This is a genomic window from Cellulomonas sp. EB106-03-03-XG116 (assembly GCF_058792015.1).
In genome coordinates this window covers 1-10,323 of sequence record NZ_JBYTEP010000085.1, presented here as the reverse complement: position 1 = coordinate 10,323, position 10,323 = coordinate 1, and the positions used below count along the sequence as shown (strand labels likewise).

The window sequence follows — 10,323 nt, the reverse complement described above, 5'->3', positions numbered from 1 at the left end:
CCGCGGCGGGGCCCGGGGCGCCGGACCCGGCGTCGCCGACGCCGCGGCCCGCGCGGGCGACGTCGCGCTCGGACGGTGCCACCGGCTCGGGCAGGACCCCGGGCGCGCCCTCGCGCGCGAGCCGGGCGGCGTCCGCCGGGGGCACGCCGTCGAGCGTGAGCGACCGCATGGACATGAGGCGCGCCAGGTCGGCCGTGCTGTACCGGCGGTGCGCGCCCGCCGTGTGCTCGGACGGGCCGAGCCCGTAGCGGCGGTCCCAGGTGCGCAGCGTGGCGGGGGCGACCCCGAGGCGCGAGGCGACGGCGGCGACGGTGAGGATCGGCCCGTCGAGGTCCAGCGCCTCGGTCGTGCCGTCGTCGGGGCCCCGCCCGGCGTCGCCGGTCGGCTCCTCGTCCTCGCTGTGCTGCATCTCGTCCGTCTCGTCCCCGCCGTCCGTCCCGCGGCCCGTCCTCGATTGTGCCGGGGATCTGGCGCGGTTTCCAGCGGCGGCGGACCGGACCGCGCCAGCAGTACGCGACGTGCCGAGCAAACCGCGCCACGAATCGCGCCAGCCCTGATGGGACGACTGAAGCGATTCGCCGTGAACCGATTCGCGACACGGTCTTGAACAACTGCTGGCGCGGTTGTACTGTCCTCATCAGTGCAGTTCAGCCGACGCACCAGGGACCTCGGTCCCAGGGAACGGTCGCCGGCGGGACCGCCCCCGCACGTCATCAGAACGGCGCCACCGCGCCGAGTGGATGGAGGACCCCCATGGCCGAGATCTCCCGCCTTCCGGGACCCGTGATGGAGCTCTGGGAGTGGCAGTACGAGGGCGCGTGCCGCGACGCCGACCAGGACCTGTTCTTCCACCCGGAGGGCGAGCGGGGCGCCGCGCGCCGGCGCCGTGCCGAGGCGGCCAAGGCGATCTGCGCGACCTGCCCGGTCATCAACGAGTGCCGCGAGCAGTCGCTCGCGGTCCGCGAGCCGTACGGCGTCTGGGGCGGCCTCTCCGAGGACGAGCGCACCGCCGTCCTCGCCGAGCGCGCCGGCCGGACGACCCACCAGGCGATCTGAGCCGCGAGTCGTCCGAGCCGCCCGGCGGCCCGGACGCCGCCACCTGAGCGTGGCGACCGAGCGCGGTGCGACACCGCGCGGTCGCCGTCCACGAGCGACGGGGCCCCTCCGCATGCGGGGGGGCCCCGTCGTGCTGCCCGGCCCGCGCCCAGCCGCGGGAGGCGCGCCGCCGACCGCGCCCCGACCGCTCGGCACGCCCGCCTGCGCGCGCCGAGCGGGTGCTCGGCACGTCGAGCGAGCAGCCGGCGACGACGCGCTCGACGTGTCGGTCGCACTCTCGACGGCGGGACCGGCCCGCGCACGCGCAGGCGCCGGACGCGACGAGGGCCCCCTCCGTCCGCGGAGGGGGCCCTCGTCAGGCGTCCGCCGGCCTCACGGGCCGGCGGGGGACGTCACTTGGTGACGACCGCCAGGATGTCGCGCGCGGAGAGGATGAGGTACTCCTCGCCGTCGTACTTGACCTCGGTGCCGCCGTACTTGCTGTAGATGACCTTGTCACCGACCGCCACGTCGAGCGGGACGCGGTTGCCGTTGTCGTCGATGCGACCCGGACCCACCGCCAGGACCTCGCCCTCCTGGGGCTTCTCCTTGGCGCTGTCCGGGATGACGAGACCGGAGGCGGTCGTCTGCTCCGCCTCGAGCGTCTTGACGACGATCCGGTCCTCGAGCGGCTTGATGGAGACCGACACAGCGGACCTCCCCTTCGCGTGTGAGTGCTGCCTGATGTCCGTTGTCGCCCCGTCGGTCCAGCCGTCGTCGCGGGTGCCGGCCGAACTGCGGTGCGCTGGCACTCCCACGAGGAGAGTGCCGATCAGCACTCTAGGAACCCGTTAGCACTCGGTCAAGGCGAGTGCCAGCGTCCGGGGGGTCCGACGTCACATCCGTCCGCCCCCGTCGCGGCGCCGGACGCCGGGCCGCGGCGCCGTGCGAGGATCGCGGGATGGACGCGTCCGGCCTCGCCAAGCTGCTCAGCCCCGAGGGCTGGGCCCTGCTGTCCGCCCTCCCCCCGTACGACGAGCGGCACGCGATGGCCCTGTCCGAGCGGCTGCGCAAGGACGGGTTCGACGCGGACCTGGTGGCGGCCGCGCTGACCCAGTCGCGGCTGCGCGCGAAGGCCCACGACAAGCTCGGCGAGTTCGCCGACGGCATGCTGTTCACCCCCGCGGGCCTGGAGCAGGCCACCCGGCTGGTCGTCGCCGCGCGGCACGCCCGCCGGTACGCCGCCGCGGGCGTCACCCGCGTCGCCGACCTGACCTCCGGCCTCGGCGCCGACGCGATGGCGTTCGCCGGGGTGGGGCTGCGGGTGCTCGCGGTCGACGCCGACGAGACCACCGCCGCCCTGGCCACGATCAACCTGCGCGCGTTCCCCGAGGCGGAGGTCCGGCACGGCGACGGGCTGGCGGTCGACCTCGCGGCCGAGGGCGTCGACGGCGTGTACGCCGACCCCGCGCGCCGGACGTCGGGCGGAAGCCGGGTGTTCGACCCCGCGGCGTACGCCCCGCCGCTGGACGACGTCCTCGCGATCCGGGAGCGCGTGCCCGCGCTGGGCCTCAAGCTCGGCCCGGGGGTGCCGCACAGCGCGCTGCCGGACGACGCCGAGGCGCAGTGGGTGTCGGTCGACGGCGACGTCGTGGAGCTCGGCCTGTGGTTCGGCCCGCTGGCCCCCGAGGGCCCCGGCCGGTCGGCCCTGCTGCTGGGTGCCGCCGGCGGGTCCGCCGTGCTGCGCGCCGCCGCCGACCGCACCCGGGCCGAGGTCGGGCCGGTCGGCGCCTACCTCTACGAGCCCGACGGCGCCGTGATCCGCGCCGGCCTGGTCGCCGAGGTCGCCGCCGAGGTGCAGGGACGGCTCGTGGACAGCACGATCGCCTACGTGACCTCCGACGCGCTGCACGCGACCCCGTTCGCCACGGCCTACCGCGTGCTCGACACCCTGCCGTTCGGCCTCAAGCGGCTGCGGTCCTACCTGCGCGAGCGGGGCGTGGGGTCGCTGACGATCAAGAAGCGCGGCACCGCGGTCGTGCCCGAGCAGCTGCGCCGCCAGCTCGACCTCCGCGGGACGGCCGCCGCGACGATCGTGCTCACCCGCGTCGCCGGCCAGCAGCAGGTGCTGCTCGTCGAGCCCGTCGGCGCCGCCGCGTGACCACCCCGGCCCGGCTGCCGTTCGCGCGGTCCGAGCGGTCGACCGTCGGCATCGAGTGGGAGCTCGCGCTCGTCGACGCCGACTCCGGGGACCTGCGCCAGGTCGCGAGCACCGTCCTCGACGCGGTCCGGCCCGCGGGCGCCGCCGAGCACCCCGCGATCAAGCAGGAGCTGCTGCTCAACACCGTCGAGGTCGTGTCCGGGGTCTGCCGGACCGTCGGAGAGGCGGGCGCGGACCTGCAGCGCGCGGTCGACGAGGTGCGGACCGTCACCGACCCGCTGCGCGTCGAGCTGATGAGCGCGGGGACGCACCCGTTCGCACGTTGGGCCCAGCAGAAGGTCACCGACAAGCAGCGGTACGCCACCCTGATCGACCGGACGCAGTGGTGGGGCCGGCAGATGCTGATCTACGGCGTGCACGTGCACGTCGGCGTCGAGGACCGGGACAAGGTGCTGCCGATCTCCCGCGCCCTGCTGACCACGTTCGCGCACCTGCAGTCGCTCTCCGCGTCCAGCCCGTTCTGGGGCGGCAAGGACACCGGGTACGCGTCGAACCGCGCGCTCATGTTCCAGCAGCTGCCGACCGCCGGGCTGCCCTTCCAGTTCGAGCGCTGGGACCAGCTCGAGGCCTACGTCGGCGACATGCTGCACACCGGGGTCATCGACGCGTTCGACGAGGTGCGGTGGGACGTCCGCCCGTCCCCGCGGTTCGGCACGATCGAGGCCCGGATCTGCGACGGCTCCCCCAGCCTGCTCGAGGTGACGGCCCTCGCCGCGCTCACGCACTGCCTCGTCGAGCACTTCTCCACGCTGCTCGACCGCGGCGAGGAGCTGCCGACGATCCCGCCGTGGTTCGCGCAGGAGAACAAGTGGCGCTCGGCGCGCTACGGCATGGACGCCATCATCATCACGAACGCGGCGGGCGACGAGGAGCTCGTCACCGACGCCGTCGCGCGGCTGCTGGTCGACCTGGAGCCGGTCGCCGAGCGGCTGGGCTGCGCGGCCGAGCTCGACGCGGTGCGGGTGATCCTGCGCAAGGGCGCGTCCTACCAGCGGCAGCGCGCCGTGGCCCGGCGGAACGCGGGCGAGCTCGACGCGGTGGTGGCGTCGCTGGTCGCGGAGATGCGGGCGGGCCGGCCGCTCTGACGCCGGCGCCGCCCCGCGGCGGGGCGCGCCTCAGACCGTGACGGTCTCCAGCGGCATCGTCGAGTCGACGCCGATCGCGAAGTCCGACGCCGGCAGCCCGCGGCGCACGACCGCGGCGCCCAGCGCGGCGATCATCGCGCCGTTGTCCGTGCAGTACCTGATCGGCGGGATGCGCAGGTCGATCCCCGCCGCGGCGCACCGCTCGGCGGCCATGTCCCGCAGCTGCGAGTTCGCCGAGAACCCGCCGCCGACCACCAGGGTGTCGACACCGTGCTCCCGGCACGCGGCGATCGTCTTGCCGGTGAGCACGTCGGCCACCGACGCCGCGAACGACGCGGACACGTCCTCGAGCGGGATGTCCTCGCCCGCGTCCTCGCGCGCCTCGACCCAGCGGGCCACGGCGGTCTTGAGGCCGGAGAACGAGAAGTCGTACGCGTGCTTCGCCTGGTCCTTCGCCGCCGTGAGCCCGCGCGGGAACCGGATGGCCGTCGGGTCGCCCTCGCGCGCCAGCCGGTCGATGTGCGGGCCGCCGGGGTAGGGCAGGCCGAGCAGCCGGCCGACCTTGTCGAACGCCTCCCCCGCCGCGTCGTCGAGCGTCGAGCCGAGCTCGTGCACCCCGGTCACGACGTCGTCGATCAGCAGCAGGCTGGAGTGCCCGCCGGACACGACGAGCGCCATGACCCGGTCGGGGAACAGGCCGTGCACGAGCTCGTCGACGGCCGCGTGGCCGATGACGTGGTTGACGCCGTACAGCGGCTTGCCCAGGCCGTAGGCGAGCGCCTTCGCGGCGGCCGTGCCGACGGTGAGCGAGCCGACGAGGCCGGGCCCGGCGGTGACGGCGACCGCGTCGACGTCCGCGAGCGTGACCCCGGCGGTGCCGAGCGCGCGCTCGATCGTCGGGATCATCGCCTCGAGGTGGGCGCGGGAGGCGATCTCGGGGATGATCCCGCCGAACCGCGCGTGCTCGTCCATGGAGGATGCGACGGCGTCGACCAGGAGCTCGCTGCGGTCGGCGTGGGCGCGGACCAGGGCGACCCCGGTCTCGTCGCAGGACGTCTCGATCCCCAGGACGAGGGGCGCTTCAGGCATGCCCCGATTCTAGGCCGCGCGCCGGGCCGCCCTCGCGCGGGCGGTGTGACACGGTTCACCCAGGCAACCGGGATGACCGGCCGGTCGTTGCGCATTCAACCGTTCATGAGCATCGACACCGCACCGTCGTCCGCCGCCGCCGACCTCCGCGTCCCGCAGGAGATCGTGGACCTGGTGTTCCGGGACGCCCGCACCGTCAACACGTTCAGCGACGGCGAGGTCACCGACGAGCAGGTCCGGGCCGTCTGGGACGTCGTCCGCTGGGGCCCGACCGCGATGAACTCCCTGCCGCTGCGCCTGCTGCTCGTCCGCTCGGGCGAGGGCCGCGAGCGCCTCGTCGACCACATGAACGAGGGCAATAAGGCCAAGACCCGGCGCGCCCCGCTCAGCATCGTCGTGGCCGCAGACGTCGACTTCCACGAGCAGCTCCCCCGCCTGGCCCCGCACATGGCCGGGGCGCGGGACAACTTCGCCGGCGTCGAGGACGTCCGCGCGCGGATGGCCCGCGACAACGCGTTCCTGCAGGCGGGCTACCTGATCGTCGGCCTGCGCGCCGCGGGGCTGCACGTCGGCCCGATGACCGGCTTCGACGCCCCCGGCCTGGACGCCGACCTGCTCGCCGGGTCGGGCTGGCGCTCGATCATGGTGCTCAACGTGGGCAGCGCCCCGGAGGACGTCGAGGGCTTCGGCATGCCGGCCTCGCACCCGCGCCAGGGCCGCCTCGACTTCGAGGACGTCGCGCGCACGGTCTGACGTCGCACGCCGCCCGCCTCCCCGGGCGGCCGCGCACGAGGGCCCCGCACCGGCTCGTCCGGGCGGGGCCCTCGTCGCACCGCGGGCCCGGGGCTCAGGCCTTGCGGCGCATCGTCCAGGCGTCGACGTTCTCGGGCTGGTAGTAGCCCTTGCGCCGGCCGAACCGCTCGAAGCCCGCGCGCTCGTACAGCCGGAGCGCCGGCTCGTTGTCGACCCGCACCTCCAGCAGCACGTCGCCCGCGCCGAGCTCGCGCGCGTGGTCGAGCAGCGCGTCCAGCAGCATCCGACCGACCCCGCGGCCCTGGGCGTCCGGGCGGGTGCCGACGGTCATCACCTGGCCGTCGTAGCCGTCGAACCACAGGCCCGCGTAGCCGACCAGCTCGCCCGACGCGCGGTCCTGCGCGCCGACGTACCAGCGGCCGAGGCCGGTGATCTCCTCGGCGAGCGACACGCGGGACCAGGCGCCCGCCCCGAACAGCGCCTCCTCCATCTCCTCGAGCGCGTCGAGGTCACCGGGGACGAGCGGCCGGAGCAGGACGTCCGCGGTGCCGTCGCCGGGGGGCTGCGACGCAGGGCCGCCCGGGGCCGCGGCCCCGTCGTGCGCGCCGTCCCCGGGCGACGTCACGCCCGGGCCCGCTTCGCGGCGGCCGGCGGCACGGCGTCCGGGCGGCGCAGGTACAGCGGCTCGGTCGGCAGCACCAGCCCCTCGCCGCCGACCGCGAGCCGCGCGAGCGCGACGCGGGCGAGGTCCGCGGCGTCGACGGCGTCCGGGGTGCCGGCGACCGGCGGCAGCAGCTCGGGGTACAGCGCGGTGCCCGGCCCGACGAGCAGCAGCCCGTCGAGCCCCTGCTCCGCGACCGCGGCCGGCGTCGCCACGCCAGGGCCCTCGACCGCCTCGACGGACGGGGCGGAGCCCGCGCCGACGACCGCCCGGTACCGGGCCCAGTAGACCTCCTTGCGGCGCGCGTCGGTCAGGACCAGCACCTCCCGGCCGTCGAGGTCCGGTCCGGCGCCGGACGCCGCGGCCGCGACCGTGGCCAGCGCCAGCGCGTCGAGCGAGGACACCCCGTGCACCGGGACGCCGAGCGCCAGGCCCAGCGTGCGCGCGGTGACCAGGCCGACGCGCAGGCCGGTGAACGGCGCCGGGCCCGTGCCGGCCACCACGGCGGCCAGGTCCGTGCGGGCGACGCCCGCCTCGGCCAGCACCTCGTCCAGCAGCGGGGTCAGGGTCTCCGCGTGCCGGCGGGCCTCGCCGGTGGACCGGGTGGCCAGGGTGCGGCCGGCGTCGTCGACGACGGCGGCGGACGCGGCGGCGGAGGTGTCGAGCGCGAGGACGGGCACCGGTGGGGTTCCTTCGGGGATCGGGGATCGGGGATCGGGGGTCGGGGTCGGGCGTCGGCGGGTCGCGGCGGGCCGACCGCGGGGTCGGCGCGCGGCGGCGCCGGTCGTCAGGCGGAGGGCGCGCCGGGCAGCGCGACGCCGCGCCACCGGTCGCCGCGCGCCCGCACCGTGACCGCGCGCACGCCGGCGGCGGCGTCCTCCGCGTGCTCGGCGTGCGGGGCGCCTCCGGCGGCGTCGGCGCCGCGGGGGCGGCGCAGCGCCACCTCCAGGCGGTCGTCGGCGAGCGACTCGACGAGCCCCTCGCCCCACTCGACGACCGTCACCGACTCGTCGAGCGAGGTGTCCAGGTCGAGCGCGTCGACCTCGTCCAGCGAGCCCAGCCGGTAGGCGTCGACGTGCACCAGGGTGGGGCCGGTCGCGCCGTCGGGCCGCGGGAGGGGCGGGTGCACCCGCGCGATCACGAACGTCGGCGACGCCACCGCGCCGCGCACGCCGAGCCCGGTGCCGATGCCCTGGGTGAGGGTCGTCTTCCCCGCGCCGAGGTCGCCGGTCAGCACGACGAGGTCGCCCGCCCGCAGCAGCCCCGCGAGGGCCTCGCCGTACGCCCGGGTCGCGTCCGCGTCCCCCAGGTCCACCGTCACCTCGGCGACCGTCGCGGTCGCCCCGTCCTGCTCGCTCACGCCACTCCCTCCGCGACGCGCGTCGCGCCGCTCGCCGGGACCTCCCGGCCGCCGTCCACGTACACCCGCGGCACCCGGGCACCGAGCCGGGTCACGATCTCGTAGCTGATGGTGCCCGCCGCGTCCGCCCAGTCCTGCGCCGTCGGCCCGCCGTCCGCGCCGGTGCCGAACAGCACCACGCGGTCCCCGGCCTGCTCGGTCGCGCCGGGTCCGAGGTCCACCATCACCTGGTCCATGCAGACCCGCCCCGCGATCGCCAGGCGCCGCCCGCCGACGCCCAGCGGCGCACCCGGGGCGCCGTCCTCGCCCGACGCGTGCCGCGGCACTCCGTCCGCGTAGCCCAGCGGCACCACGCCGACCACGGTGTCGCGCGGCGTCACGTAGTGGTGGCCGTACGACATGCCGTGCCCGGCCGGCAGCCGCTTGACGTTCGCGAGCTCGGCCTCGACCGTCATCGCGGGCACGAGCCCGAACCGCTCCGGGCCGCCGAGCTGCGGCACCGGCGTCAGCCCGTACAGGGCGATGCCCGGGCGCACCAGGTCGAGGTGCAGCTCCGGGTCCGTCAGCGTCGAGGCGGAGGCGGCGATGTGCCGCACCTCGAACCGGGCTCCCCGGGCCTCGGCGTCCGCCGCCGCGGCGCGCAGCGCGTCGCCCTGGGCGTGCAGGCTCGGGTGGCCGGGCTCGTCGGCGAACGCCAGGTGCGACCAGATGCCGACCAGGCGGACCACGCCCTCGGCCTCGAGCCGCAGCGCCTCGTCGACGACGGCCGGCAGGTCCGCCGGGGTCAGCCCGTTGCGGCCGAGGCCCGTGTCGACCTTCACGTGGATCCGGGCGGTGCGGCCCGTGCGGCGGGCCGCGTCGGCCACCTCGCGCAGCGCCCACGGCGCGGCGACCGACAGGTCGACGTCCGCGGCCACCGCCTCGGCCAGCGGCGCCCCCGGGGCGTACAGCCAGGTGAGCACGCGCGCGGTGACGCCACCGGCGCGCAGGGCCAGCGCCTCGGACACCTGCGCCACGCCCAGCCAGGTCGCCCCGCCCTCGACCGCGGCGCGCGCGACCGGGAGCAGCCCGTGCCCGTAGGCGTCCGCCTTCACGACCGCCATGAGCTGCGCCGTCGGGGCGAGGTCGCCCAGGGTCCGCGCGTTGGCACGCACGGCCCCGAGGTCCACGACCGCCCGCGCGGGAAACCTGCTCACGCCCCCAGTGTCCCACCGGCGCGCGGGTGCCTCGCGCGGGGGCGCGCGGCGCGGCCGGTCAGTCGACCGTGACGACCGCGTCCGCCCGGGCCCGGGTCGCCGCCACGAGGTCGGCGTTCCGCTGGTCCGGCCCGTGCGTCCACGCGTACGCGGCGGCCGCCGGCTTGCCGAACAGCTCGTGCCGGGCGACCAGCCGCTCCGCCCGCACCTCCTCGGGCAGGTCGACGAACCAGCAGGCGTCCAGCAGCTCGCGGACCGGGGCGAACCCGTGCTGGTCGAGCAGCAGGTAGTTGCCCTCCGTGATCACGAGCGGCACGTCCGCGGGCACGCCGATCGCCCCGGCCACGCCGTTGCGCAGGTCGCGGCGGTACTCCGGCGCGTACACCGTCTCCCCCGGCACCGGCGCGCGCAGCCGCCGCAGCAGCGCGACGTAGCCGGCCGCGTCGAACGTGTCCGGCGCGCCCTTCCGGTCCGCACGCCCCAGGCGCTCGAGCTCGGTCTGCGCGAGGTGGAACCCGTCCATCGGCACCACGACGCACCGGCCCGGGAACGCCGCGAGGATCTGCGCGCTCAGCGTCGACTTGCCGGCGCCGGGCGCACCCGCGATCCCGAGCAGCCGGCGCGCCGGGGCCGTCGTCGTGCCCGGCGCGTCGAGCAGCGCCGCGACCCGGCGCCGCAGGTCGTCCCGGAGCGGGGCGTCGGCGGGCGGGGCGGACGGGGCGGGCGGGCGCAGGGCGTCCGGGCCGGGGCCCTGGGGGCCCGTGCGGTGCGCGCGGTCGTCGGGGTGCCCGTCGGCGGTGACGGTCGGGGTCTCAGCCACGCAGCAAGCCTGCCACGGTCGCCGGGACCGCGTGCGCGACGCCCAGCGCCGTCACCGGCCCGCCCGGCACCGCCGTCTCCGCCGCCCGGCCGTGCACCAGCGC

12 protein-coding genes are annotated in these 10,323 nt (G+C 76.8%); 4 read left to right on the top strand and 8 right to left on the bottom strand.

The features are described from left to right. A partial coding sequence (locus tag AC3WUG_RS18680) for a MerR family transcriptional regulator (RefSeq protein ID WP_492329040.1) occupies positions 1–409 on the bottom strand: 409 nt, incomplete at its 3' end. Positions 410–753: 344 nt separating this feature from the next. On the opposite strand from AC3WUG_RS18680, the gene AC3WUG_RS18675 reads away from it, so the two are divergent. Beyond that, on the top strand, positions 754–1,056 hold the full coding sequence (locus AC3WUG_RS18675; protein ID WP_147794312.1) for a WhiB family transcriptional regulator: 303 nt from the start codon (positions 754–756) through the stop codon (positions 1,054–1,056). A 392-nt stretch (positions 1,057–1,448) separates the two neighbouring features. Here the strand turns inward: AC3WUG_RS18675 and groES are convergent, their stop codons facing one another. After that, entirely contained in the window at positions 1,449–1,745 is a 297-nt protein-coding gene (gene groES, locus AC3WUG_RS18670) for a co-chaperone GroES (protein ID WP_122149810.1), read from the bottom strand. A 251-nt stretch (positions 1,746–1,996) separates the two neighbouring features. Between groES and AC3WUG_RS18665 the strand changes: the two genes are divergently transcribed. After that, positions 1,997–3,196 carry a class I SAM-dependent methyltransferase gene (locus tag AC3WUG_RS18665; RefSeq protein WP_492329039.1) on the top strand — a complete coding sequence of 400 codons (1,200 nt, stop codon included), beginning with the start codon at positions 1,997–1,999 and terminating at the stop codon, positions 3,194–3,196. Next, positions 3,193–4,341 (top strand): glutamate--cysteine ligase, encoded by a 1,149-nt coding sequence (locus tag AC3WUG_RS18660; protein ID WP_492329038.1) that lies wholly within the window; start codon positions 3,193–3,195, stop codon positions 4,339–4,341. Before AC3WUG_RS18665 ends, AC3WUG_RS18660 begins: the two co-directional genes overlap by 4 nt. Before the next feature lie 30 nt (positions 4,342–4,371). Here the strand turns inward: AC3WUG_RS18660 and tsaD are convergent, their stop codons facing one another. Continuing rightward, entirely contained in the window at positions 4,372–5,430 is a 1,059-nt protein-coding gene (tsaD, locus tag AC3WUG_RS18655) for a tRNA (adenosine(37)-N6)-threonylcarbamoyltransferase complex transferase subunit TsaD (protein ID WP_492329037.1), read from the bottom strand. Positions 5,431–5,535: 105 nt separating this feature from the next. Here tsaD and AC3WUG_RS18650 point away from each other — a divergent pair, with 105 nt between their 5' ends. Beyond that, the gene (locus AC3WUG_RS18650) at positions 5,536–6,183 is read left to right on the top strand and encodes a malonic semialdehyde reductase (protein WP_492329036.1); all 648 of its coding nucleotides are present in this window, start codon (positions 5,536–5,538) and stop codon (positions 6,181–6,183) included. Between the two features lie 94 nt (positions 6,184–6,277). On the opposite strand, the gene rimI is transcribed toward AC3WUG_RS18650, so the two are convergent. The 5 genes from rimI to AC3WUG_RS18625 all read right to left on the bottom strand — a co-directional run bounded on the left by rimI (position 6,278) and on the right by AC3WUG_RS18625 (position 10,079). Continuing rightward, the gene (gene rimI, locus AC3WUG_RS18645) at positions 6,278–6,808 is read right to left on the bottom strand and encodes a ribosomal protein S18-alanine N-acetyltransferase (protein WP_492329035.1); all 531 of its coding nucleotides are present in this window, start codon (positions 6,806–6,808) and stop codon (positions 6,278–6,280) included. After that, the gene (tsaB, locus tag AC3WUG_RS18640; RefSeq protein WP_492329034.1) at positions 6,805–7,524 is read right to left on the bottom strand and encodes a tRNA (adenosine(37)-N6)-threonylcarbamoyltransferase complex dimerization subunit type 1 TsaB; all 720 of its coding nucleotides are present in this window, start codon (positions 7,522–7,524) and stop codon (positions 6,805–6,807) included. The genes rimI and tsaB overlap by 4 nt, the downstream gene beginning before the upstream one ends. 107 nt (positions 7,525–7,631) lie before the next feature. Beyond that, positions 7,632–8,204 (bottom strand): tRNA (adenosine(37)-N6)-threonylcarbamoyltransferase complex ATPase subunit type 1 TsaE, encoded by a 573-nt coding sequence (gene tsaE / locus AC3WUG_RS18635; RefSeq protein WP_492329033.1) that lies wholly within the window; start codon positions 8,202–8,204, stop codon positions 7,632–7,634. Next, on the bottom strand, positions 8,201–9,400 hold the full coding sequence (gene alr, locus AC3WUG_RS18630; RefSeq protein WP_492329032.1) for an alanine racemase: 1,200 nt from the start codon (positions 9,398–9,400) through the stop codon (positions 8,201–8,203). The genes tsaE and alr overlap by 4 nt, the downstream gene beginning before the upstream one ends. Before the next feature lie 58 nt (positions 9,401–9,458). After that, complete coding sequence (locus tag AC3WUG_RS18625) at positions 9,459–10,079, bottom strand: nucleoside/nucleotide kinase family protein (protein WP_492329041.1); 621 nt, start codon at positions 10,077–10,079, stop codon at positions 9,459–9,461. Between the last annotated feature and the right edge of the window lie 244 nt (positions 10,080–10,323).